21 protein-coding genes are annotated in these 23519 nt (G+C 68.3%); 13 read left to right on the top strand and 8 right to left on the bottom strand.

The annotated features are described in order from the left end of the window. Positions 1 to 47: 47 nt before the first annotated feature. Together LQF10_RS12415 and LQF10_RS12410 are read right to left on the bottom strand one after the other, a co-directional pair. On the bottom strand, positions 48 to 863 hold the full coding sequence (locus LQF10_RS12415; protein WP_231064163.1) for a hypothetical protein: 816 nt from the start codon (positions 861 to 863) through the stop codon (positions 48 to 50). Beyond that, entirely contained in the window at positions 856 to 1365 is a 510-nt protein-coding gene (locus LQF10_RS12410) for an RNA polymerase sigma factor (RefSeq protein ID WP_231064162.1), read from the bottom strand. Before LQF10_RS12410 ends, LQF10_RS12415 begins: the two co-directional genes overlap by 8 nt. A 208-nt stretch (positions 1366 to 1573) precedes the next feature. Between LQF10_RS12410 and LQF10_RS12405 the strand changes: the two genes are divergently transcribed. Together LQF10_RS12405 and LQF10_RS12400 are read left to right on the top strand one after the other, a co-directional pair. Then, a complete protein-coding gene (locus tag LQF10_RS12405) occupies positions 1574 to 2230 on the top strand; it encodes a hypothetical protein (protein ID WP_231064161.1) in 657 nt (218 codons plus the stop codon). A gap of 30 nt (positions 2231 to 2260) precedes the next feature. Beyond that, positions 2261 to 3016, top strand: a complete 756-nt coding sequence (locus LQF10_RS12400) for an SDR family oxidoreductase (protein WP_231064160.1) — start codon at positions 2261 to 2263, stop codon at positions 3014 to 3016. Between the two features lie 26 nt (positions 3017 to 3042). On the opposite strand, the gene LQF10_RS12395 is transcribed toward LQF10_RS12400, so the two are convergent. Then, the gene (locus tag LQF10_RS12395) at positions 3043 to 3816 is read right to left on the bottom strand and encodes a glycerophosphodiester phosphodiesterase (protein ID WP_231064159.1); all 774 of its coding nucleotides are present in this window, start codon (positions 3814 to 3816) and stop codon (positions 3043 to 3045) included. A gap of 175 nt (positions 3817 to 3991) precedes the next feature. On the opposite strand from LQF10_RS12395, the gene LQF10_RS12390 reads away from it, so the two are divergent. The 11 genes from LQF10_RS12390 (at position 3992) to LQF10_RS12340 (ending at position 19703) form a co-directional block, all read left to right on the top strand. Then, positions 3992 to 4690, top strand: coding sequence for a GNAT family N-acetyltransferase (locus tag LQF10_RS12390; protein ID WP_231064158.1), 699 nt, complete (start codon positions 3992 to 3994; stop codon positions 4688 to 4690). Positions 4691 to 4792: 102 nt separating this feature from the next. Then, a complete protein-coding gene (locus tag LQF10_RS12385; RefSeq protein WP_231064157.1) occupies positions 4793 to 6400 on the top strand; it encodes a carboxyl transferase domain-containing protein in 1608 nt (535 codons plus the stop codon). After that, positions 6397 to 8469 carry an acetyl/propionyl/methylcrotonyl-CoA carboxylase subunit alpha gene (locus LQF10_RS12380; protein WP_231064156.1) on the top strand — a complete coding sequence of 691 codons (2073 nt, stop codon included), beginning with the start codon at positions 6397 to 6399 and terminating at the stop codon, positions 8467 to 8469. The genes LQF10_RS12385 and LQF10_RS12380 overlap by 4 nt, the downstream gene beginning before the upstream one ends. 16 nt (positions 8470 to 8485) lie before the next feature. After that, positions 8486 to 9670 carry an acyl-CoA dehydrogenase family protein gene (locus tag LQF10_RS12375; protein WP_231064155.1) on the top strand — a complete coding sequence of 395 codons (1185 nt, stop codon included), beginning with the start codon at positions 8486 to 8488 and terminating at the stop codon, positions 9668 to 9670. 104 nt (positions 9671 to 9774) lie between these two features. Beyond that, entirely contained in the window at positions 9775 to 10305 is a 531-nt protein-coding gene (locus LQF10_RS12370) for a MaoC family dehydratase (protein WP_231067326.1), read from the top strand. After that, the gene (locus LQF10_RS12365; protein WP_231064154.1) at positions 10305 to 11144 is read left to right on the top strand and encodes an HpcH/HpaI aldolase/citrate lyase family protein; all 840 of its coding nucleotides are present in this window, start codon (positions 10305 to 10307) and stop codon (positions 11142 to 11144) included. The genes LQF10_RS12370 and LQF10_RS12365 overlap by 1 nt, the downstream gene beginning before the upstream one ends. A gap of 36 nt (positions 11145 to 11180) precedes the next feature. Continuing rightward, positions 11181 to 12299, top strand: coding sequence for a PIN domain-containing protein (locus LQF10_RS12360; RefSeq protein ID WP_231064153.1), 1119 nt, complete (start codon positions 11181 to 11183; stop codon positions 12297 to 12299). Then, the gene (locus tag LQF10_RS12355) at positions 12296 to 13180 is read left to right on the top strand and encodes an SDR family NAD(P)-dependent oxidoreductase (protein WP_231064152.1); all 885 of its coding nucleotides are present in this window, start codon (positions 12296 to 12298) and stop codon (positions 13178 to 13180) included. Before LQF10_RS12360 ends, LQF10_RS12355 begins: the two co-directional genes overlap by 4 nt. Before the next feature lie 86 nt (positions 13181 to 13266). Continuing rightward, positions 13267 to 14676 (top strand): class I adenylate-forming enzyme family protein, encoded by a 1410-nt coding sequence (locus tag LQF10_RS12350; protein ID WP_231064151.1) that lies wholly within the window; start codon positions 13267 to 13269, stop codon positions 14674 to 14676. Between the two features lie 249 nt (positions 14677 to 14925). Continuing rightward, a complete protein-coding gene (gene ileS / locus LQF10_RS12345; protein ID WP_231064150.1) occupies positions 14926 to 18207 on the top strand; it encodes an isoleucine--tRNA ligase in 3282 nt (1093 codons plus the stop codon). Further along, complete coding sequence (locus tag LQF10_RS12340; RefSeq protein WP_231064149.1) at positions 18204 to 19703, top strand: bifunctional folylpolyglutamate synthase/dihydrofolate synthase; 1500 nt, start codon at positions 18204 to 18206, stop codon at positions 19701 to 19703. Before ileS ends, LQF10_RS12340 begins: the two co-directional genes overlap by 4 nt. 1 nt (position 19704) lies before the next feature. Here LQF10_RS12340 and LQF10_RS12335 read toward each other — a convergent pair whose 3' ends face one another. From LQF10_RS12335 to LQF10_RS12315, 5 genes are read right to left on the bottom strand one after another with little or no spacing between them, the layout of a single operon-like run. Next, a complete protein-coding gene (locus LQF10_RS12335) occupies positions 19705 to 20253 on the bottom strand; it encodes a mycothiol transferase (RefSeq protein ID WP_231064148.1) in 549 nt (182 codons plus the stop codon). A gap of 13 nt (positions 20254 to 20266) precedes the next feature. Continuing rightward, positions 20267 to 21226 (bottom strand): ABC transporter substrate-binding protein, encoded by a 960-nt coding sequence (locus LQF10_RS12330; RefSeq protein WP_231064147.1) that lies wholly within the window; start codon positions 21224 to 21226, stop codon positions 20267 to 20269. Then, positions 21223 to 21951, bottom strand: a complete 729-nt coding sequence (locus tag LQF10_RS12325; RefSeq protein ID WP_231064146.1) for an ABC transporter permease — start codon at positions 21949 to 21951, stop codon at positions 21223 to 21225. Before LQF10_RS12325 ends, LQF10_RS12330 begins: the two co-directional genes overlap by 4 nt. Continuing rightward, positions 21948 to 22637 carry an ABC transporter permease gene (locus LQF10_RS12320; protein ID WP_231064144.1) on the bottom strand — a complete coding sequence of 230 codons (690 nt, stop codon included), beginning with the start codon at positions 22635 to 22637 and terminating at the stop codon, positions 21948 to 21950. Before LQF10_RS12320 ends, LQF10_RS12325 begins: the two co-directional genes overlap by 4 nt. Further along, on the bottom strand, positions 22634 to 23461 hold the full coding sequence (locus tag LQF10_RS12315) for an ABC transporter ATP-binding protein (RefSeq protein ID WP_231064142.1): 828 nt from the start codon (positions 23459 to 23461) through the stop codon (positions 22634 to 22636). The genes LQF10_RS12320 and LQF10_RS12315 overlap by 4 nt, the downstream gene beginning before the upstream one ends. Positions 23462 to 23519 lie beyond the last annotated feature (58 nt).

The raw sequence follows: 23519 nt of genomic DNA, 5'->3' as shown, positions 1-23519 counted from the left end.
CCGGGGTGTCCGTGCGGTCAGTCTATCGCGGTGCCTGCCGACGGCGATCAGCCGCCCGGACGCTCGATCGTCACCTCGACCTCGTCGCCATCGTTCGTGGTGACGGTGGCCGTGTCACTCAGTTGGACTGCGTCCGGGAACCAGACCAGGAACCAGCCGTCCATCACGCTGGCTTCGGCGAAGCTGCCGTTCTCGGTGTGAATCTCGACCTCCTCGACGTCATTGCCCACGGTGCCGAAGATGACCGTCATCGGGCCGTGGTCGGGCGACGGGCGCCACGGATCTCCCGTATGCGCCGTGTACACGCCGTCGTCGTCGGATGGCCAGATCTGGGCGCTCGGACCAGGGTCGTAGCTTTCGATGTGCGGGCGGTACCCCGAGTCGAATTCGGGATCGGGCAGCAGCATGCAGAACTGGTACGCACCCTCCTCGGAGGCCGAGAGAAGTACCTGGAACTCACCGCGACGTTCGCCGAGGACCGGCGTCACCTCGGGTGGTTCCTCACCATCTAGGGCACCGAGGAACCGATCTGGGCAGATGGTGGTGATCTCGTCCATCTCTGCAGGTCGGAGTTCGGTCGGCACTGGTGACCAGTCCGCATACGCGGGGGTGTCCTCATAGTTGTTCACGGTCACGACACCGACGGCTAGCAATATCGCGGCGGCGGCGCCGGCAAGGACGCGACGCGCGGCGACCGGTGGTTGTTTCGGGGTGAGCCGCGCCGTGTCCTCCGCTGTCGCTGTGCTGTCGGCGATCCGGGCGTGCACCTGATCCAGGAGCGCACGCGAATCGGCCTCGTCCACGGGAGGGACGGACGGCTTCAGCGCGCTGACGGCGCGCAGGAGCGTGGAGTCTTCAGCCATCACGTCCCTCCTTACGCGTCGTGCGGTTCAGCAGGTGCAGGAGCCGACGCCGGGCCCGGAACAGCCGGACCGTGAAGGCCGACTTCGTGGTGCCGAGCACCGTGGCGGCCTCATCGTTGCTGAGTTCCTCCCACGCCACGAGGGAGATGACCTCTTGTTCGGCGGGGGTGAGCCGGTTCCACGCGGCCACGAGGTCACGCCTGTCGGCGATCGAGGTGGCCAGGTCACTGTGAGGCTCGGCAGGCTGCTCCTCGATTCGCACCTTGAGCAGCATCTGACGGTTCTGCGCGCGCAACTGGTTACGCAGCACATTGCGCGCCACGCCGAAGAGCCATGGTCGGGCGTTCTCGGGCACATCGTCGATACGACGCCATGCCACCACGAACGTCTCGGCCACGATGTCCTCGGCTTCTGCCTCTGTGCGGCGGCGGATGAAGGCCAGCAACTCACGGTGATGCTCCCAGTAGAGAGCCTCGAACCGCCCCTCCGGGCTGGCCTTCATCCACCTCCTCCCCGTCCCTTACACCTATACATGTCCGGCACCCGGGGGGTGATTACAAAAAAGTTTTGTGTCACGATCGGAGCACACAGTGCGGCGGCCCAGGACGCGACGTGGCCGCAACTCCCGTCGTCGAGCCGAAGGCCTTCTGATGCACTCCTCCTCACCTCTCCGATCCCGCGCTGCCGCTGCAGGAGCCCTGTGCCTGGCGATGGCCGCAGTCTCGCTCCTCGCCGGGCCGGCGTACCCGGCCTCTGCAGAAGAGCACACGCCGTCGGAGTCTGCCTCCGATGCCCCGACGGCGTCCTCCAGTGACGCCGAGTGGTCCGCCTGGGCACAAGCCCTGGACGAGGAAGCACACAGCACAGATTGGGCGGCCGACTCGGCCGCCCGTGGTTGTGAACTCGTCTCGATCGACATCAGGTACACCACTGTGCCAGAGAGTGACGGTGCTCCCGCGGGACTCACGATCCCGATCGTTGAGCGATCGGAGGACTGCATGCCGGCCACACAACTGGAATCCGCACAGAACCCGACAACGGCTGATCTCGCGGCCTTGGCATCGGCCTGCGCCTCGACGTCAGGCCCCGGCACGATCTGCCTCAGTCGTTCCGGAAGTTATGTGACGTCGTCGTTCACCTACCGCGGATCTGGGAGTCGGACAGGCTTCATCCGGATCTACCAGCGCTCGTCGTCCTCAGGTTGCGGTACGGGCAGCACGATCGCGACAGGATCGTCCTCCTCGTACACCAATGGCCAGACCCGGAGCGTCTCCGCCTACGCCGGGTACGGCCACTACTCAGCCTCGTTCTGGCGTCAGACGACCATTGGCCACACCAACTGGGGAACCGTCTGCGACACGCTCTGAGGGTGCTTGGCACCGTGACACGATGAGTGCATGAGCACACAGCCGCGCGCCGTGGTGACCGGCGCTTCGACGGGAATCGGTGCCGCCACGGTGCGGGCGCTACGGGAGCGAGGGTTCGCCGTCGTGGCGACGGCGCGCCGGGAGGAGCGCCTACGGGCGCTGGCGGAGGAGACCGGGTGCGAGGTGGTGGCCGCCGATCTGACCGACCCCGACGGCGTTGCTCGTCTCACCGCGCATGTGGCTGACGGTGGCGGGCTGACTGCGCTGGTCAACAATGCCGGCGGTGCGCGCGGAGCGGACTCGGTGGAGCGTGGGGACGTCGATGACTGGGAGGAGATGTACCGAATCAATGTGCTCTCCACCCTGCGAGTGACGCAGGCGTTGCTCCCTGCGCTGCGAGCCGACGGTGGCGGGGACGTGTTGGTGCTCACCTCCACCGCCGCGCACGACACCTACCCCGGAGGGGGCGGGTACGTGGCGGCCAAACACGCCGAACGGGCCATCGCCACCACGTTGCGGCTTGAGCTGAACGGCGAACCGATCCGGGTGATCGAGATCGCCCCCGGGATGGTGCGCACTGAGGAGTTCTCGTTGAACCGGCTCGGTGACGCGAGCGCGGCCGCCGCCGTCTACGACGGGGTGGAGAACCCGCTCACCGCCGATGACATTGCCGAGGCGATCGCGTGGACGCTGACCCGCCCACGGCATGTGAACATCGACTCCATGGTGATCCGGCCGGTGGCGCAGGCCTCGAATACACAGGTCGCCCGGAACGCAGGACTCTGAGACCCAGGCCTCGGGGCGGCCGGTGTTCAGCCGCCTGCCACGACCTCGAGCGCCATCGCGGGATCATCGGTACACAGCGCATCAACGCCGAGGCTCATCAACTCACGGGCACGCTCGCGGGAGTTGACCGTCCACACCCACGCCGCCAGGCCCTGGGACTGGATGGCGCCGACATCGCCAGCGGTGAGGTTCTCCTCCCATACGGACACACCCCCCTGACCGTGGGCCTGCGCGAAGGAGATCGCCTCCTGCAGGTTTCCGATCCGCTCCAGCATCGTGCGCACCGCGGGCTCGGCGTCCGGGCTGGAGGCGCGTACGCGGTCCAGCAGCGCGGACTCGTTGCCCACGTGGCCAAGGCTCAGCGGGTACGCCGCCAGACCCGGCACCAAGGTGGTCAGGTGCGCGAGTGCCTCCCAGTGTCCGCCGGAGGCAAACCAGCGCACCCGGGGGTGCTGCGCCGTCACCAGGGCCACGGCATCGACGGCGGCCGGATCCTTGATCTCGACGTTCACCTGCGCCGCCTCGCCCACCAGTTCCAGCACCTCGCTGAGGGTCGGAACGTGTTCGCCGGACCCGGCGTCCAGCCGGGCCAGCTCGGTCTCGGTGTGCGCGCCCACCGGTCCGGTGCCCGACGTCGTCCGGTCCAGGGTGTCGTCATGGATCACCACGGGGACGCCGTCGGCGCTCAGATGCACATCCAGCTCGAGGCCCGTCACGCCGAGCTCGAGGGCACGGGCGAACGCTGCCAGGGTGTTCTCCGGTCGCTCGGCACTGGCCCCGCGATGGGCGTAGATCTGCACGCTGTGTCCTTCCTGGTGGGTGGGCGGCGGAGAGCCAGCCCGCGATGACCACGCTAGGCCCCTCCTGTGCCGCTCGGGTGAACACGGAACGAACAGTCATGGCCCGACGGGCCGCTGTGCTCGAGCACGCAGAAAATCCGGCGACTGGAGGATCAAGCGTCGCTAGCGTGGGTAGATGGATCAAGCCACGGCCACCACCACCGCTGACCGCCTGATCGCCCTCTGGCCCCCGGCTGGACTGCAGGTACGCACCGGTGATCTGGAACTGCGCTATCTCGATGACGCGCTGCTCGTGGAGCTGGCCGAGCTCGCCTCCCGCGGCGTGCACCAACCCGATGCCATGCCGTTCATGGTGCCCTGGACTCGCGGCACGCCCGAGGAGATCGCGCGTGGCGTGCTGCGCTACCAGTGGCAGGTGCGGGCCGAAATGAGTTCGCACGCGTGGGGGCTGGAACTGGCTGTGCTGCATCAGGGCCGTCCGGTGGGCATCCAGGCGGTTGGCGGGAAGGACGTGCCGACCACGCGAACGCTCGGCACCGGATCATGGCTGGGCCGGGAGTATCAGGGGCAGGGGATCGGCACCCGGATGCGGGCACTCGTCCTGCACCTGGCCTTCGACGGCTTCGGGGCGCAGGTCGCGCGCACGTCGGCCTGGGTGGACAACGCCGCTTCGAATGCCGTTTCGCGGCGCCTGGGCTACCGCGAGAATGGCTGCATGCGCGAGGTCCGCGAAGGGGACGCCGTGGAGCATCGCGCGTACCGGCTCAACCGAGCGGACTGGGAGGCACATCGGATCGCCCACCCGGAGCTGCACCCGGGTGAGGTGCACTACGACGGGTTGGCCGCCGTCAGGGCGTTCCTCGATCTCCCCTGACCCCCAACCCCCGCACTCCCCGTGCGTTCGAAAGGGTGGGGTGAGGACGGTCGTGGCATCCTGAGCGTGCGGGCGATCCCCGCACCAGGAGAAGGAGAGTCGATGACGATTCTGACCACCGCCGCAGATCCGGCGAGCGCGGAGTTCACCACCAATGACGCAGCCCAGCGCGCCCTGGCAGCCGAACTGAGAGAACGGCTCGCCACCGTGGCCCGTGGCGGCCCGGAACGGTCCCGGCAGCGGCACATCGACCGGGGCAAGCTGCTCCCGCGGGAGCGGATCACGGCGCTGCTCGATCCCGGCAGCCCGTTCCTCGAGATCGCTCCGCTGGCGGCGTGGGGCCTCTACGACGATGCCTGCCCCGGCGCCGGGGTGATCGCCGGCATCGGCATGGTGGGTGGGCGGCACGTGCTCGTGATCGCCAATGACGCCACCGTCAAGGGCGGCACCTACTACCCGCTCACGGTGAAGAAGCACCTGCGTGCGCAGCAGATCGCCCTCGAGAACCGCCTTCCCTGCCTCTACCTGGTCGACTCCGGCGGCGCCTACCTGCCCATGCAGGACGAGGTGTTCCCAGATGAGCAGCACTTCGGCCGCATCTTCGCCAACCAGGCGCGGATGTCCGCGGCCAGGATCCCGCAGCTGGCCGCCGTGCTCGGCTCCTGCACGGCCGGCGGCGCGTACGTCCCCGCGATGAGTGACGAGAGCGTGATCGTGCGCGGTCAGGGCACGATCTTTCTGGGCGGCCCGCCCCTGGTGAAGGCCGCGATCGGGGAGGAGGTCAGTGCCGAGGAACTCGGCGGCGGCGACCTGCACGCCCGCACCTCCGGCGTGGTGGACCACCTCGCCGAGAATGACGCACACGCCCTGGCCATCCTGCGCGACATCGTGGCCACCCTCCCGCCGTCCCCGCCGCCGATATGGGACGTGACCGAGCCACGCGACCCAGCGGTTGATGAAGCCACGTTGTACGGCGCAGTCCCCGCCGACGCGGCGGCCCCGGCCGACCCGCGCGAGATCATCGCCCGCATCACCGACGCCTCCGAACTGCACGAGTTCAAGGCCGCCTACGGCACCACGCTGGTCACCGGCACCGCTCACATCCACGGCCATCCCGTAGGAATCCTCGCCAACGACGGGGTGCTGTTCAGCGAGTCCGCACTCAAGGGCGCCCACTTCATCGAATTGTGTGATCAGCGCGGCATCCCGCTGCTGTTCCTGCAGAACATCTCCGGATTCATGGTCGGCCGGGATGCCGAGGCCGGCGGTATCGCCAAACATGGGGCGAAGATGGTCACCGCAGTGGCCACCACCCGGGTGCCGAAGCTCACCGTGGTGACCGGCGGATCGTTCGGGGCCGGCAACTACTCCATGTGCGGGCGAGCGTACGGGCCGAGGTTCCTATGGATGTGGCCCGGTGCCCGGATCTCCGTGATGGGCGGCTCCCAGGCGGCAGCGGTGCTCACCACCGTGCGCGCCGACCAAGCCGCCGCCCAGGGCGAGGAGTGGCCCGCCGAGGATCGGGAGGCGTTCGCGGCGCCTATCCGGCAGCAGTACGAACGCCAGGGCAACCCCTACTACGCCACGGCACGGCTGTGGGATGACGGGGTGATCGACCCCGCGCAGACCCGCACTGTGCTCGGTCTCGCCCTGGACGTCTGCTCTCGCACACCACTCGGCGAACCGGGCTTCGGCCTGTTCCGGATGTGAGCGCCGTGTTCTCCCATGTGCTGATCGCCAATCGGGGCGAGATCGCCGTCCGGATCGCCCGCACGCTGACGCGGATGGGGGTGCGTGCAGTGGGCGTGTACTCCGATGCCGACGACGGCGCCCCGCATGTTCGCGCTGCCGACGCCGCCTATCGCATCGGGCCGGCGAAGGCGAGCGAGTCCTACCTGAACGTGGCGGCGATCATCTCCGCCGCCCGGCGTGGGGCGTGCGAGGCGGTGCATCCCGGGTACGGCTTCCTCAGCGAGAGCACTGAACTGGCGCGGGCCTGTGAGGATGCCGGGCTGGTGTTCATCGGCCCAGGCACGGGTGCCCTCGAGGTGATGGGCAGCAAGATCCTCGCGAAGGAGCGGGTGGCTGCTGCCGGTGTGCCGGTGATCGGAGGCGTAGCTGAGGACGGCACCGTCAGCACCGGCGGCGATACGACCATCGAGGCGGCCAGTGCAACCAGGGATCACGAACTGCTCGCTGCCGCCGCGGGCCTGGGTGTTCCGTTGCTGGTGAAGCCCTCTGCCGGCGGTGGCGGGAAGGGTATGCACGTGGTGCGCGACCTCGCCGATCTTCCGGAGGCGCTCGCTGCCGCGAGAAGGATCGCGCATGCTGCATTCGGTGACGATCGGCTCCTGCTGGAGCGGCTCGTGGAATCGCCGCGGCACATCGAGGTGCAGGTGCTCGCCGATCAGCACGGCACGGTCGTCTCGCTGGGGGAGCGGGAGTGCTCGCTGCAGCGGCGGCACCAGAAGGTGATCGAGGAGGCGCCCTCGCCGTTACTCGATGAGGGGACCCGCGAGCGAATCTGCGCCGCGGCCCGGGAGGTGGCCCGCAGCGTCGACTACCGGGGCGCTGGAACAGTGGAGTTCCTGCTGCCGGCCGGGCGCCCCGATGACTTCGCCTTCATGGAGATGAATACGCGGCTGCAGGTGGAGCACCCCGTCACCGAGGCCATCACCGGCGTCGACCTGGTGGAGTGGCAGCTTCGGGTGGCCGCAGGGGAGCCGCTAGACCCAGGCCTCGGGCGCTCGCCCGCCCAGGGATGGGCGATGGAGGCACGCATCTACGCCGAGCGCCCCGAGGCGGACTTCCTCCCCGCGGCGGGGACGGCGCACGTGGTGCACTGGCCGCATGGCGTGCGGGTGGACGACGCGCTCGAACCGGGGACCACCGTCGGCACCGACTACGACCCGATGCTGGCGAAGGTGATCGCCCATGCCGCTACCCGGGACCAGGCGCTGGCGCGGCTGGACCGGGCGCTCGCGGAGACGGTGATCCTCGGGGTGCACACCAACGCCGACTACCTACGTGCGGTGCTCGCCAGGCAGGAGGTCGCGGCAGGGACGGCGGACACCACGTTCCTCGACCGGCTCGAACTCCCGGAACCGGAGGTGGATTCCGGTGCGCTGATCGCCGCCGCCCTGACCCGGCACGCCCGCACCTGGACTGACGATCTGTGGCGCAGACCATCCGGATGGCGGCTCGGCCCGGCCGAGCCGGTGGAGTATGTGTTCGCCGGTGATAACTCGCGGGTTCAGGTGAGCGGCCCTCCTACCGATGCTCGGGTGGTGGTCTCTGGATCTATCGACGACCCGGGGCGCCGTGCTGCCATCGATGGCAGCGGTATCCCCGACGTTGTCGATCCGTGCGGTCATTGGCTCGAGATCGATGGGCTGATGGAGAAGGTGTGGATCCTCGAGGCTCAGGACCACACCTGGGTGCGGTTGACGGGCCGGACGACGGTGCTGACCGCCCGGCCCCGACATGTCTCCACCGGAGCGCGGGCCGATCCCATCGGCCCACAACTGCGCACTCCGATGCCGGGCACCGTGGTGGCGGTGCACGTGGAGTCGGGCGAACTGGTGCAGTCCGGTGATCTGGTGGTCACGATTGAAGCGATGAAGATGGAACACCAGATTCGGGCCAGGTGCGCCGGTATCATCACCGTTGACGTCGCCGTCGGCCATCTGGTCAGAGCAGACCAGATGATTGGCCATGTCACCGGCCCCGAGAGTCCACAAGACTCAGACGGGCCGAGCGCAACGATCCACAAGATCTGACGAAGGAGTCACGCTCATGCCCTACGGATTCACGCCCGAGCATCTCGCCCTGGCCGAGAAGGTCCGCACGTTCGCCGATACCGTGGTGCGGCCGGTGGCCTACGAGTACGACACACGGCGTGAACTGCCGTACGAGATCATCGCCGAGATGGGCGCGATGGGCCTGTTCGGGCTTGCCCTCCCGCCCGAGTACGGCGGCACCGGTCCGGATTACACCGCCTTCTGCCTCGCGGTGGAGCAGATCGCCCGCGTGGACCAGAGCCTCGCGGTGACCCTCGAGGCCGGGATCGGGCTCAGTGCGGTGCCCCTGCTGCGGTTCGGTACCGAGGAGCAGAAGCGCACCTGGTTGCCGAGCCTGGCCCGGGGTGCGGCGCTCGCCGCCTTCGGGCTCACCGAGGCTGATGCCGGCTCGGACGCCAGTGGAACCCGCACCACCGCCGAACTGATCGACGGGCACTGGGTGATCAACGGTACGAAACAGTTCATCACCAACTCCGGCACCGCGATCACCACCCTGATCACGGTGACCGCGGTGACCGGCGAACGCACCCGATCCGATGGCACCACAGCGCCGGAACTCTCGGCGTTCCTGGTTCCGGTGCCCGCGGAGGGAGTGGAAGTCGGCCCAGCGTATGACAAGGTCGGCTGGCACACCTCGGATACTCATCCGCTCACGTTCACCGACGTGCGGGTGCCGGAGGAGAACCTGCTCGGTGAACGTGGCCGCGGTTACGCCAACGCCGTCGCGTGCCTGGACGAGGGCCGGATCGCGTTCGCCGCCCTGTGCACCGGAGCCGCTCAAGGCTGCCTCGAGGAGGCGCTGCGGCACAGTCAGGAACGCGAGGTCTTCGGCCGTGCGCTGAGTGCCAACCAGCATGTGGCGTTCACCTTGGCGCGGATGCAGGCGCGCGTGCACACCGCCCGACTGGCGTGGGTGGAGGCAGCGCGGCTGATGGAGGTGGGGGAGCGGTTCAAGATGGCCGCCTCGCTGGCCAAGCTGCTCGGCGCGGAGTCCGCCGTGGCCAACGCCCATGACGCATCCCAGATCTTCGGTGGCTACGGATTCCTCAACGAGAACCTCGTGGCCCGGCACTACCGGGACGCGAAGGTCCTCGAGGTCGGGGAAGGCACCACCGAGGTTCAGCTCGGGGTGATCGCGCGCGAACTGGGCGTCACCGGCGCAGGTCTGAGACGGACCTGAGACGAGCCGGAGCCGGAGCGAGAGCCGAGACAGACCAAGGACCATGAGGAGCCAGCATGCAGACCTCACCACGACCCGATCAGGGGGATCTGCCCGCGCAGCCGATGCGTGAGGAGGTCCAGCGCGGCCGCTATCTCGACGAACTCGAACTGGACGTGCGCTACCGGCACGCCCCTGGGCGAACCATCACCGAGGCCGACGATGTGCTCTTCACCACGGCCACGATGAACCCGCAGGCGCTGCACCTGGACGCGGCCTGGTGTGCCACCCAACCGTTCGGCAAGCCGGTGGTGAACTCCCTGTTCACCCTCGCCACGCTCGTGGGCCTCTCCGTGGGGCACCTGACCCAGAGCACGACAGTCGCCAATCTCGGCTTCGAGGAGGTGCGCTTCCCGGCCCCCATGTTCCATGGAGACACGCTGTACGCGGAGACGGTGGTGTTGAGCACCCGGCTGTCGGCGAGCCGGCCGGGGCAGGGGATCGCCCGGCTGGAGCACACCGGCCGCAACCAGGACGGCGCAGTGGTGGCCGTGGCCGTGCGCGCGGCCCTGATGTGGACGAGCGAGGGACATGCAAGGCAGACGCCTCTCGTGCCGCAGACCGACGGCGACCGGCACCACCGAAAGGATGCCTGATGGCCTCGATACCCGGCCCTGCCCTGCTGTTCTGCCCCGCGAACCGCCCCGATCGGTACACCAAGGCGGCCGAACGCGGCGACGGTGTGATCCTCGATCTCGAGGACGCGGTCCCCGCCGCCGAGCGCGCCACGGCTCGTGATCGGGTGCTCGCCCATCCGCTCGACCCCGAGCGCACGATGGTGCGGGTGAACCCTGCCGGGACACCCGATCACGAGGACGACGTCCACGCTGTGCGCCGCGCCGGCTACACCCGGGTGATGCTCGCGAAGGCGTCCGGTCCCGACGACCTTGCCGCGCTGGACGGACTCGACGTGGTGGTGCTCTGCGAGACCGCACGCGGAGTGCTCGCTGCCCCCGAACTCGCCGCATTGGACGCTGTGGTGGCATTGATGTGGGGCGCGGAGGACCTGATGGCGTCACTGGGTGGCACCTCCAGCCGATTCTCCGTCTCCACCTCCGGCGTGGCGGCGCCGTACCGTCCGGTGGTCCGGCACGCGCGCTCGCGGATCCTGCTGTCCGCCGGCGCCCACGGCAAGGCCGCGATCGACGCCGTCCACCTCGAACTGGACGATCACGTGGGTCTGCGCGCCGAAGCTGAAGACGCGGCGGCGTCCGGGTTCGCCGCCACCGCATGCCTGCACCCCGACCAGGTGTCCGTGGTGCGCGAGGCGTACCGGCCGGACCCTGCCCGGGTGCGGTGGGCCGAGCAGGTGCTCGCCGCTGCGCCCGACGGCGGTGGCGTGCACCGGCACGGCCGCCAGATGATCGACGAACCGCTACTCGCCCAGGCGCGAGCGGTGCTACGGCGCAGGGCGCAAGTCACGGAGGAACCCTGACGGTGCGCATGCTCTCGCGCCCATAGAGTGGTGGTCATGGAATCCGAAGAACGACTGGCCGTCTTCCTCGACTACGAGAACCTCGCGCTCGGGGCGCGCGAGCACCTGGGTGGGATGACGTTCGACTTCGGACCGATCGCCGATGCACTCGCGATCCGAGGTCGGGTGGTGGTGCGCCGCGCCTACGCGGACTGGTCCTTCTTCGACGAGGACAGGCGCTCCCTGACCCGGCACCAGGTGGAGCTGATCGAGATGCCGCAGCGGATGGGCGCATCCCGCAAGAACGCCGCCGATATCAAAATGGTGGTCGACGCGATCGAGATGGCGTTCGAACGCGAGTACATCTCCACGTTCGTGATGTGCACCGGCGACAGTGACTTCTCCCCGCTCGTGCACAAGTTGCGCGAACTTAACAAGCGAGTGATCGGCGTGGGGGTGGAGCAGTCGACATCACGGCTGCTGCCGGCAGCATGCGATGAGTTCCTGTTCTACGACCGCCTCGAGGGCGTCGAGGTACCCGAAGAGGGTGAACCCACCGAACGCCGTGGACGAGGGCGCCGTGGCGCCCAAGGATCCGGTGGCGGCTCAGCAAAGCGTGCCGCCACCGCGCCGCCGGCTGCCGGGGACGAGCCGGTGCCGAGTGCACCGCCGGAGACCGCGGCTGAGGACGAGACGCCCCGATCCGAGGACGCAGGCTCGCTTGAGGTGCTCGTTGCGCAGACTCTGGCAGGGTTGCAATCATCCACCGGCGGCAGCGTCACCGCCTCGGTGCTCAAGCGCACACTACTGCGCAAGGATCCGACATTCAGCGAATCCGACCACGGGTACCGCACGTTCGGGGACGTGCTGCGCCACCTCGCCGAACGCGGCCTCGTGGAGTTGTCCGCAGGTCCTGCGGCGGGTGACCCCGAGGTCTCGGTACCGGCACACGGAGAGCGGGAAGATGCCTTCGCGCTGCTGCGCGCCGTCGTCACCGAATCCGACGGGCCTGTGGCACTTTCCAGCCTGAAGAACCGCCTGCGCAAGCGGCGCCCCGACTTCAGCGAGAAGGCACTGGGGTATCGCAACTTCCTGCAGTTCTGCAAGGACGCCTCCGCCGGAGTGGTGGACCTGCGCTGGGACGAGGACGCCGAGGACTATTTGCTGAGCGCATGAGCGAGGCGATGCCTGGTGAGGCTGCGCCGGGAGGATCCGGATGGCCGATCGGCATACGCGCCATCCTCGGCATGGCCGGGTTCGGCCCAGGACCCGACGCGGTACGTGCCGCCGTGCAGGGCCGCGTCGTGGTGGTCACCGGCGCTTCCCGCGGAGTGGGGGAGCGTGTGGCGATCCGGCTCGGTGCGGTGGGCGCGCACGTAGTGCTGCTAGCCCGCGGTGATGGTGTGGACGCCGCCGCCGAGCAGGTTCGGTCCAGCGGCGGCACAGCGTCGACCTACCGGATCGACCTGCGTGACCCGGCTGCCGCCCGTGCCACAGCGGAACTGATGCTTGCCGAATGCGGCACCCCCGCCGTCGTGATCTCCAATGCCGGGCACAGTATCCGGCGCCCGCTTGCGCAGTACCTCGACAGATTTCACGACGTGCAGCGCCTCATGGGTGTGAACGCACTCGGTCCGATCGCGTTGCTGCTGCCGCTGCTCCGGGAGATGACGGCCGCCCGGTCGGGGCACCTGATCTCGGTCTCCTCCGCCAGCGTTGACGTGCCCAGCCCTGGCTATTCGGCCTACGCGGCGAGCAAAGCGGCATTCGAGGCGTGGTTGCGGGCACTCGCCCCCGAACTCAGTGCCGAGGGAGTTGCTGCCACCTCCATCCACCTCCCGTTGGTGCATACGGCGATGAGTGCGCCAACCACCGCCTATGCGCGCGCACCAGGTCTGACTGCCGACGGTGCCGCTGCCCTGGTGTGCCGGGCGATCGTGGAGAAGCCTCGGCTGATCTCCCCGTGGTGGGCGCGTGCCGGCGGGCTGATCGGTGCCGCGGCCCCGGCGGCCGCCGATCGGTTGTTTGGCTCGGCGATCCTGCGAGGGCGGTGGTGACGCGGCCCCGGGGCCTGGCTCGCAGGGCGCGGCGAGGGTCACGGCACGCTGCCCTCGCCCGAGTCACCCGCTCACGCTGGTATCTCGTGCCCGAGGCCGCTGCTCTGGCGCGGGCGATACGCCCACGCCCACGTGACCTCCCTGCCCTCGCGGCGCTGGTCCGGCACGGCAGCACCCTCGCCGGTGTGGGTCTGTGGGCAGTCCACCGGTCGGCGGACCATCCCCTCCTGTTCGACGACGACGGTGCCGTCACCGGGGCCGAGCTCGGTACTGCCGTGCAGCGGATCATGGCCGCGATCGGGGACCCGCCACCGCGTGCGGTGGCCATCCTCGGTGACCATCGCGGCCTGGTGGCCGTGATCATCGCGGCCGGCGCCCTCGGGATCGATTTGACGTTGCTGAGCCCACGAGCCGGTGATCAGGCCCGACGACAAGCCCTGGCTGACGACGTGGGGGTGATTCTGCACGACGGCCCGCTTCACGCGCCGGTCACCGCAACGGGGCGCACGGTGGACGTGCGCGCGGCGCTGCTACGCCCTGACAGCGTGGTGCCGCGGCCACGGAAGAGACCCGCCGCCGCAGCGCTCGTGGTGCACAGCTCTGGCAGCACCGGCGCCCCGCACTCGCGTACCGAGCGCAGCGTCGGCTGGCCGCAGGTGCCGACGGTCATCTCTCTCGCCGCGGCTCTGGGAGCCCGGCGGGGTGAGCCGATGCTCGTGGCCGCACCGCTGAGCCATGGACATGGCCTCTCCGCGCTCGCCGCCGGTCTCCTGGTGGGGGCGCCAGTGCTGCTTGGTGCCTCCCGCCATGGCGATCACGGTCGAGCCGCGATCGTCGACCATCGGGTGGCAACCTGGGTCGGTCTTCCCACCCAACTGGCCGACTTGATGTCAGGGCCGGACAGTCCCCGGTTGCCGCTGCGACGCATCGTGGTGGGATCGGCACCGACCTCCACCGCTCTCGTCGAGCAGGTCCGGGCCATCGCGGGTGAGGTGCTCGTCAACTACTACGGCACCACTGAATCCGGGACGGTCACCATCGCCCGCCCAGCAGACCTCACCGCAGACCCGGCGACTGTCGGCCGCCCGGCGACGGGTGTGACACTCGAGATCCAGGATGTCACCGGCCAGATCCTGCCTCGTGGGGAGGTGGGCCAGGTCATGGTGTGCTCACCGTGGCGCGCCGCCGGAGAACACCCCTGGACGCACACCGGGGACCGGGGACGTCTCGATGCGGCCGGCCGACTGACTCTCGCCGGCCGTGGAGACGGAACGGTGATCGTTGGCGGACACCGGGTCAACCTGAGGGAGGTGGCTGCGTGGCTGGAGCGGCAGCCCGGTGTCGACCGCGTCGAGGTGACCGCCGTGGCGGACACCCGTTTGGGCGAGGTGCTGCATGCACGGGTTGCCGGGCAGGTCGACCTGGCGGACCTGCACGCGCGGGCCCGCGCCGAGCTCGGGGACGCGGCGGCGCCGCGAGAGCTCAAGGAGTGGTAGAGGGCTCGGCTCAGGCTAGACTGGCTGCACAGGCACTGACCCGGCCATCACCGGTGAGCCTTCCGGAAGAACGGCCCCACCTACCAGCGGGGCTCAGTAGAACCGGACGGGTAGGCCCGTCACAGCCCGGAACGAAGTGGTTGCGTGCGTCGACTCGGCGCCCGTGGCAAACGAGGTGGTACCGCGGTCGCACCCGTTCGGGTGCGAATCGTCCTCGAGGAGGATCGAAACCGTCGAAGGACAGCGCAGATGACCACCGAGCGCCACGAGTTGCACTACCCGCGCCACACCGAGGCCGAGGCCGTGCAGCCCTCCCCGAGCTTCCCCGCCGTCGAAGAGCACGTGCTGGCGTACTGGAAGGACGACGGTACGTTCGCCGCGTCGATCGAGAACCGCCCCGCCGGTGAGAACGGTGAGAACGAATTCGTCTTCTATGACGGACCGCCGTTCGCCAACGGGCTGCCGCACTACGGGCACCTGCTGACCGGGTACGTCAAGGACGTCGTGCCCCGGTTCCAGACGATGCTCGGCAAGCGAGTGGAGCGCCGGTTCGGCTGGGACACGCACGGCCTGCCTGCGGAGCTCGAGGCTGAGCGGATCCTCGGCATCACCGACAAGACCCAGATCGAAGAGATGGGGCTCGAGGCCTTCAACAAGGAATGCCGCGAATCCGTACTGCGCTACACCAAGGAGTGGGAGGAGTACGTCACCCGGCAGGCTCGGTGGGTGGACTTCGAGAACGACTACAAGACGCTCGATCTGTCCTACATGGAGTCGGTGCTCTGGGCGTTCAAGAGCCTCTACGACAAGGGGCTGGCCTATGAGGGCTACCGCGTGCTGCCCTACTGCTGGCGGGATGAGACACCGCTGTCCAACCACGAACTGCGGATGGACGACGACGTCTACCAGATGCGTCAGGATCCGGCGATCACCGTGGGCTTCCAGATCATCGAACCGTCCGAACGCGCCGCGACCGCAGCCGCTGGTGTCGAACTCACCGGGGCGCACCTGCTGATCTGGACCACCACCCCGTGGACAGTTCCCTCGAACCTCGCCACCGCCGTCCACCCTGAGGTGGACTACGTGCTCGTGGCCGGCGGGGATGGGCGCCGTTTCGTGCTGGCGCAGGCACGAATGGCCGCCTATGCGCGGGAGCTGGGGGAGGAGCCGCAGGTTCTCGCCACCGTCCGCGGCGCCGACCTGGCCGGCACGCGCTACGCGCCGCCGTTCAGCTACTTCGCCGGCCGGGAGAATGCCCACCAGGTGCTCCTCGCCGACTACGTCACCACCGATGACGGCACCGGCATCGTGCACATCGCTCCCGCCTACGGTGAAGAAGACAAGGTGGTCACCGATGCCGCAGGCATCGAGCCGGCCACACCGGTGGACTCCGCCGGGAAGTTCGACGCAGAGGTGCCCGACTACGCCGGGATGAACGTCTTCGACGCCAACCCGCAGATCATCAAGGACCTGAAGGCTGGCACCGGCGGCGCCACCGGTCAGGGTGCGGTTCTGCTGCGGCACGAGACGTACGACCACTCCTACCCGCACTGCTGGCGCTGCAAGAACCCCCTCATCTACCGGGCGGTCTCCTCCTGGTTCGTGAAGGTGACCGAGTTCCGGGACCGGATGGTCGAACTCAACGACCAGATCACCTGGGTTCCTGAGCACATCAAGGACGGTCAGTTCGGCAAATGGCTCGGAGGAGCCCGTGACTGGTCCATCTCCCGGAACAGGTACTGGGGCACTCCGATCCCGGTGTGGGTGAGCGACGACCCCGCCTACCCGCGGATCGACGTGTACGGCTCCCTGGCCGAGCTGGAGGCCGACTTCGGCGTCCAGGTGAGGGACCTGCACCGCCCCTTCATCGACGAGCTCACCCGTGCCAACCCGGATGACCCGACTGGGAACGCCACGATGCGCCGGATCCCGGACGTGTTCGACGTGTGGTTCGACTCCGGATCGATGCCGTTCGCCCAGGTGCACTACCCGTTCGAGAACTCCGAGTGGTTCGAGAACCACTACCCGGGTGACTTCATCGTGGAGTACATCGGGCAGACCCGCGGCTGGTTCTACACGCTGCACGTGCTGGCCACCGCCCTGTTCGACCGGCCCGCGTTCCGCACCTGCGTCTCGCACGGCATCATCCTGGGCGATGACGGCCGCAAGGCGAGCAAGTCGCTGCGCAACTTCCCCGATCCGATGGCCATGTTCCACCAGCATGGTTCGGACGCGGTGCGACTTTCGCTGATGGGCTCGCCGGTGCTGCGCGGCGGGAACCTCGTGGTGGCCGAGGAGTCGATCCGCGATCAGGTCCGCCAGGTGCTGCTACCGCTGTGGAACACCTGGTACTTCTTCAGCCTCTACGCGAACACCTGTAACGACGGCACCGGGATCGACGCGCGCGCCCCGCGACCCGAGGAGGTGCCTGACCTCGATGAGATGGACAGGTATGTGCTGGCGCGTACCCGGTCACTGGTCGAGAACGTTCGCGCCGACCTGGAGTCCTATGAGATCGCCGGTGCAGTGGGCAGGCTGCGCGAGCACCTGGACATGCTCACCAACTGGTACGTGCGCACCTCGCGGCAGCGGTTCTGGGATGAGGACGAGGGGGCATATCACACGCTCTACGCCTCGCTCGAGGTGCTGCTGCGAGTGCTGGCCCCGCTCGCGCCGATGATCGCCGAGGAGGTCTGGCGTGGCCTGACCGGTGGGCGCAGTGTGCACCTGAGCGACTGGCCCGTCCCTGGTGCATCCGCCGAGGCCGACCCCGCTGCGGCGGCCCTGGTGGCAGACGAGCACCTGGTGACGGCGATGGACGCCGTGCGGGACGTCGTCTCCGTGACGCACGGGTTGCGCAAGGCGAACCAGTTACGGGTGCGCCAGCCGTTGCGTAGTGTGCGGGCGGCCGTGACCGACCCGACGATTCTCGCCCCGTTCACCGATCTGGTGGCCGAGGAGGTCAACGTCAAGGACGTGGCCGTGCTCGACCTCTCCGACGGTGCAGCGGCAGAGTACGGCGTGTACACCAAGCTCACGGTGAACGCCCGCGCGGCCGGGCCGCGCCTCGGCAAGGATGTGCAGCGGGCGATCGCCGGGGCGCGCAGTGGAGCCTGGCAGCAGGACGCCGAGGGCCGGGTCAGCGTGGACGGAATCGCGCTCGAGGAGGGCGAGTTCACTTTGACCACCGAGATCGAGGACCGGTTCGGTGACACGATCGCCGCGGGCGTGCTGCCCGGTGGTGGGTTCGTGGTGCTCGACCTCGAACTGGATGATGAATTGCTCGGTGACGGGTACGCCCGCGATGTGGTGCGGCAGGTCCAAGACGCGCGCAAGAGCGCCGGGCTGCACGTGGCCGACCGGATCACCCTCGCGCTCGGGGTGCCAGGCCAATGGGCGCAGGCGGTGGTGGATCGGACGGACTTCATCGCCGCGGAGACCCTCGCGGTGAACGTGCACGTGGACGCAGCGCCGGTGATGGGCGAGGACGATCGGGTGGTCGGGATCGATCTCAGCAAGGTGGAGCAATGAGCGAGGACGAGCAGGGGAGGTCGTTGCCCGACACGTCCGGGATCCGCACCGGCGGTGCTGCCGGTGACGCCCCCGGTCCGGATGCGGCGGCGCGAGCAGCAGACGTCGAGGCAGAGGAGCAGGCCAAGGCGATCTACGCCGAGATTCTCTCCCGGGCACCGGAGCACAAGATCACGCCGACGATTGATCGGGTAGCGGCCCTGGTGGACCTGCTCGGTCACCCAGAGCGCGCCTACCGGGCGATCCATCTGACCGGAACGAACGGCAAGACCTCGACCGCGCGGATGGTGGAGCGCCTGCTCCGCGAGATGGGGCTGCGCACGGGCCGGTTCACGTCGCCGCACCTGCACAATGTGCGAGAGCGGATCGCGATCGATGGTGAGCCGATCTCCGCCGCGGCATTCGTGCAGGTCTGGCACGATATCGAGCCGTTCGTGCAGATCGTGGATGCCCAGCTGGAGGCTGAGGGTAACCCGCGGCTGAATTTCTTCGAGGTGCTTTCCGCCTTCGCCTTCGCCGCGTTCGCGGACGCCCCGGTGGACGTGGCAGTGGTTGAGGTGGGACTTGGCGGGGAGTGGGACTCCACCAACGTGATCGATGGCGATGTCGCTGTGCTGACGCCCATTGCCCGCGATCACGAGAGGTGGCTCGGGCACTCGATCGAGGAGATCGCTGAGGTGAAGTCCGGCATCATCAAGGCGTTGGATCCGCCGGCCGTGGTGGTGACGGCCGAGCAGGAAGACGAGGTTGCCGCCGTGATCGCCCGGCGTGCCGTCGATCGCGGAGCCAGGGTGGTGGCCCAGGGGTACGACATCGAGGTGGCTGAACGAGCGGTGGCCGTTGGCGGCCAACTGGTGAACCTGCGCGGGACCGGTGGTTTGTACACCGACATCTTCCTCCCGCTGCACGGTGCGCACCAGGCGCAGAACGCCCTGATCGCCTTGACGGCGGTGGAACAGTTCCTCGGCGGAGGAGCGCTCGGCGCGGACGTAGTCGAGGCAGCATTCGCCGATGCCACCTCACCCGGCCGGATGGAGCTGGTGCGCTCGAGTCCCGCAGTACTCGTTGACGCAGCGCACAACCCGGCCGGTGCGAGCGTGCTCGTGCAGGCGCTGCAGGAGGCGTTCGCGTTCACGCGACTCGTAGGAGTCGTGGGCGTGATGGCGGAGAAGGATGCCGAGGGGATCCTCGCGATGCTCGAGCCGGTACTGGATGAGGTGGTGATCACGCAGTCCACCTCGATGCGGTCGATGGACGCCGACGACCTCGCCGAGATTGCGCGTGACGTCTTCGATCCTGATCAGGTACACGTGCAGGCGAGCCTGCCGAATGCGATCTCCCTCGCCGCGGACCTCGCCGAGCAGGGCGAACGGGACCAAATCGCCTCAGGAACGGGAGTTGTTGTGGCAGGATCGGTGATCCTCGCGGCCGAGGCCCGAGCGGTATTCGGCAGAGACAAGCCCCCGCGGCGGCCTGGGCGGCCGGACGCCGTCTGATCTACTCGGCCTGCGGTGAGCCGGCCGGCCCCGACCGTTCCAGGACGCCGGCGATATAGGCGATCTGGCCGACATGCTGGAGACCCTCCGCCAGCACGCTCACCAGCCGCACCCCCAAGGTCACCGGTGGATCCCAGGCATCGTCGACCACCCGGTCCAGGTCTGCCTCGTCGAGCCGGCTCAGAATACCTGTCGTGGCCGCGCTGACGGCGTCGTGATAGCCGAGCAGGTCGGCAGCGCTGAACCCGCGCACCTGTGCCACCTGGGCGCTGCTGTGACCGAAACCGTGGTCGGCAACCTCGAACGGCAGGTCGAAGCGATCAGCCCAGCCGCCAGCGGTCCATTGCTGCTCGAGACCGGCCACCTCGCTGACGTGGTCGTCCTGCACGCGTGTCAGGTGCCACGCGAGCCAGGCGATCGTGTTCGCGTCTGGATCGAGCCGGGCCACCAGGTGTTCCGGCGTGAGGCGGTGCGGGTCACCGAGGACGGCGTGCAACTCCTCGGTGACCCGACTGAATCCGTCCCTCAGGATCGAACTGACACTGCTCATCGCACGCCGGGCCTCAGGCCAGTCCTGCCTCAGCGAGCCAGTCCGTGGCGATCGTGGCGGAGTCGAGTTGTTCGTCGACGCTGCGGGCGTTCATCGCGATCAGATCCTCGGTGGTGAGTGCCTCGTTCACCGGGCCCAGTTCCGCGGCGAGGTCCTCGGCAAGCGCAGCGTCCACCAGCGGGATCACGTTCTGAGCAAGGATCATGTTCTCCGGATCCTCGAGTGTCACGAACTCGCCCGAGGCAAGGTCAGGATCAGCGGTGTAGATGTCACCCATGGTGATGGTGCCGTCCCGGATGGCGTCCTTGGTCAGCGGGCCGCCACTGTCGCCGATGGTGAGGAAACCGGCCTCCACACCATAGAACTCTGCCAGGCCCTCGGGGCCGTAGGGGCGCGACTCCAGCTCGGCGTTGCCGCCGATGGTGATCTCGCCGTCGTAGTTGGCGAGGTCGGCGAGTGAGGTGATCTGATTCGACTCGGAGAACTCCGTGGTCACGTTGTAGGAGTCGGCATCCTGTGCCTCGGCGTAGTCCAGCACGGCGAGCCCTTCGGGCAATGCCTCGGGCAGCGCTGCGGCCACGTCCTCCGGGCTGCGTGCCTCGGTTTCGGAGTCGTAGAACTGGAGCAGATTCCCGGAGTATTCCGGGATGAGGTCCACCTCGTCGCCTTCCATCGCTGCGAGGTAGCTGTCCCGCTGGCCGATCTGGAACTGCCGCTCTACCTCGAAGCCGGCACCCTCGAGCACCTGAGCGTAGATCTCGGCGATGATCTCGTTGGAATAGTACGCCTGCGATCCGACCACCACCACGGAGGAGTCGGCATCAGCTGGTGTCTCATCGTCACCGGTCTCCAGGGGGTCGGAGGATCCTCCGCACGCGGCGAGCAGTGTCAGCGCGGACGCTGCCGCGACGGCGCCGGCGAACCGGCGGGGGTGGATGCGTCCGAATCGACGGCGCAAGGGGGGCGTTGTCATGACGTTCCTTCCTGGGGGTGCGTTCTGGCAACAACTGGCGGCATGCTCGCATTCCGCGCAGGCCGACGGGAGGTGCGCCCGGCGAGCCACGCGGCCAACGAGAAGGCTGCGTCCAGCAGGAGGGCGAGTGCCACGATCACGAGCGCTCCGCCGAGCATCTCCTCGTAGCTGTTCAGGCTGATCCCTCGCAGGATGTATGTGCCGAGCCCGCCGAGGCCCACGTAGGCGGCGAGCACCGCCGTCGAGACGATCTGCAGGGTGGCGCTGCGCAGACCACCGATGAGCAATGGAAGTCCGATCGGGGCCTCCACGCGAATCAGGATCTGCCATTCGGTCATCCCCATGGACCGGGCGGAGTCGACCACGTCATCGTCCACGGCCTCGACGCCGGCGTACGCCCCGGCGAGCACCGAGGGCACACCGAGCACCACGAAAACGATGGTCGCAGCGACGGGTGCCTGCCCGATACCCACGATTAGGGTCAGGATGGTCAACAGCCCTAGAGACGGGAGGGCGCGCGCGGCACCCGAGAAGGCGACGGCGATCTGTTTACCGCGCCCGGTGTGCCCGATGGCGTACCCGATCGGGATGGCTATCGCGGCGGAGATGGCGACGGCGACAGCGGAGTAGAGCATGTGCTCGGCGAGCCGGGCGGCGATAGCGTTCGCACCCTCATGCTGTTCGGGGGCCACGAGCCACGCGAACGCATCGGCAAAGGGGTTCATCGCGCTACCTCGGTATCGACCACGTCACGCCGTCCGGCGTCCGATCCGCGGGCACCGCTACGCGACCACGGCATCAGCCAGCGGCCGAGCAAAACGAGTAACCCGTCCAGCACGAGCGCCGTCACCACTGTCATCACGATGCCCGTGAAGATCTCGATCGGAATATTGCGCTGAAGACCGTCGGTGAACAGAAAACCCAGGGAGCTGATACCGACCAGCACACCGACCGTCACCAGGCTGACGGTGCTCACGGCAACCACCCGCAACCCGGCCAACAACACCGGGCCCGCGAGCGGGAGGTCCACCGCCCAGAAGCGCCGCCAGCCGTCGTACCCCATCGCCACGGCGGCTTGGCGTACCTGGGTATCGACGGAGGCGAACGCGTCCGAGGCAAATCGGGTCATCAGCGCGACCGCGTAGATCGTCAGGGCCACGATCAGATTCGCCCGGCTGAGGAAGCCGATACCGAGCAGCGGTGGGAGGAGCACGAATAGCGCGAGCGAGGGGATCGTGTAGAGCAGCCCCACCAGGGAGAGCATCGGACCGCGCAGCCATTTCTGCCGCCAAGCGAGCTGCCCGAGAGGGATGGCGATCACGAACCCGAGGACGATCGGCAGCAGACTCAGCAGAATGTGCTCGACCGTCAGATCGAGGATGAGGTCGGTATTGCCCCGGAGCCAGGTCACGACGACGCCGCATCCTCGCTGAGGACCCCGGCCGGGCGCCCGTTCTCGTCCACGACTACCCGGACGCCGTCGCGATCCTCCACGCGCAGCGCGCGCCGCCCGCGTCCGAATCCGATGAAGTCGGCGACGAAATCGCTCGCCGGCGCCGCCAGGATGTCGGTGGGACTTCCCTGTTGGGCAATCACGCCACCTTGCTCAAGGATGACCACCTGGTCACCGAGTAAGAAGGCCTCTTCGATGTCGTGGGTGACGAAGACGACGGTCTTGCCGAGAGTGCCCTGCAGCCGGATCAGCTCGTTCTGTAGGTCGGCGCGCACGATCGGGTCCACGGCGCCGAACGGTTCATCCATGAGCAGGATGTTCGGGTCCACGGCCAGTCCGCGGGCCACTCCGACTCGCTGTTGCTGACCGCCGGAGAGCTGACTGGGATAACGTCCGGCAAGTCCTCGGTCCAGTCCGACCGTGTCCATCAAGGACAGCCCGAGTTCGGCCGCCTCCGCACGCCCCATGCCGTTCAACCGGGGCACTGTGACGATGTTCTCCAGCACCCTTCGATGCGGGAGCAGGCCAGCGCTCTGCATCACGTATCCGATCCGCCGCCGCAGGGCCACCGGGTCCAGGTCGGCGACGTTCTCGTCGTCGATACGCACTGTCCCGGAGGTAGGCTCCACCATCCGGTTGATCATCCGCAGCAATGTGGTCTTTCCCGATCCAGAGGAACCCACCAGGATCGTGACCTGGTGGGAGGGGATCACCAGGTCCACACCGCTGACCGCGACGGTCCCGTCATCGAACCTCTTCGTGACGTTCTCGAACTCGATCACGAGGTCGCGTTCCGGCGGGTGGGTGCGCTCGCGCAGCTGCTCACAGACATGGCCACGA

The organism is Ruania halotolerans (assembly GCF_021049285.1).
Lineage (GTDB): Bacteria > Actinomycetota > Actinomycetes > Actinomycetales > Beutenbergiaceae > Ruania > Ruania halotolerans.
This window is presented reverse-complemented; position numbering and strand designations above follow the sequence as displayed.

Coding starts and splice junctions, on each gene's coding strand:
- LQF10_RS12415 (WP_231064163.1), bottom strand. CDS start 863: ATGGCTGAAGACTCCACGCTCCTGCGCGCCGTCAGCGCGCTGAAGCCG.
- LQF10_RS12410 (WP_231064162.1), bottom strand. CDS start 1,365: ATGAAGGCCAGCCCGGAGGGGCGGTTCGAGGCTCTCTACTGGGAGCAT.
- LQF10_RS12405 (WP_231064161.1), top strand. CDS start 1,574: ATGGCCGCAGTCTCGCTCCTCGCCGGGCCGGCGTACCCGGCCTCTGCA.
- LQF10_RS12400 (WP_231064160.1), top strand. CDS start 2,261: ATGAGCACACAGCCGCGCGCCGTGGTGACCGGCGCTTCGACGGGAATC.
- LQF10_RS12390 (WP_231064158.1), top strand. CDS start 3,992: ATGGATCAAGCCACGGCCACCACCACCGCTGACCGCCTGATCGCCCTC.
- LQF10_RS12385 (WP_231064157.1), top strand. CDS start 4,793: ATGACGATTCTGACCACCGCCGCAGATCCGGCGAGCGCGGAGTTCACC.
- LQF10_RS12375 (WP_231064155.1), top strand. CDS start 8,486: ATGCCCTACGGATTCACGCCCGAGCATCTCGCCCTGGCCGAGAAGGTC.
- LQF10_RS12370 (WP_231067326.1), top strand. CDS start 9,775: ATGCGTGAGGAGGTCCAGCGCGGCCGCTATCTCGACGAACTCGAACTG.
- LQF10_RS12365 (WP_231064154.1), top strand. CDS start 10,305: ATGGCCTCGATACCCGGCCCTGCCCTGCTGTTCTGCCCCGCGAACCGC.
- LQF10_RS12360 (WP_231064153.1), top strand. CDS start 11,181: ATGGAATCCGAAGAACGACTGGCCGTCTTCCTCGACTACGAGAACCTC.
- LQF10_RS12355 (WP_231064152.1), top strand. CDS start 12,296: ATGAGCGAGGCGATGCCTGGTGAGGCTGCGCCGGGAGGATCCGGATGG.
- ileS (WP_231064150.1), top strand. CDS start 14,926: ATGACCACCGAGCGCCACGAGTTGCACTACCCGCGCCACACCGAGGCC.
- LQF10_RS12340 (WP_231064149.1), top strand. CDS start 18,204: ATGAGCGAGGACGAGCAGGGGAGGTCGTTGCCCGACACGTCCGGGATC.
- LQF10_RS12335 (WP_231064148.1), bottom strand. CDS start 20,253: ATGAGCAGTGTCAGTTCGATCCTGAGGGACGGATTCAGTCGGGTCACC.
- LQF10_RS12330 (WP_231064147.1), bottom strand. CDS start 21,226: ATGACAACGCCCCCCTTGCGCCGTCGATTCGGACGCATCCACCCCCGC.
- LQF10_RS12325 (WP_231064146.1), bottom strand. CDS start 21,951: ATGAACCCCTTTGCCGATGCGTTCGCGTGGCTCGTGGCCCCCGAACAG.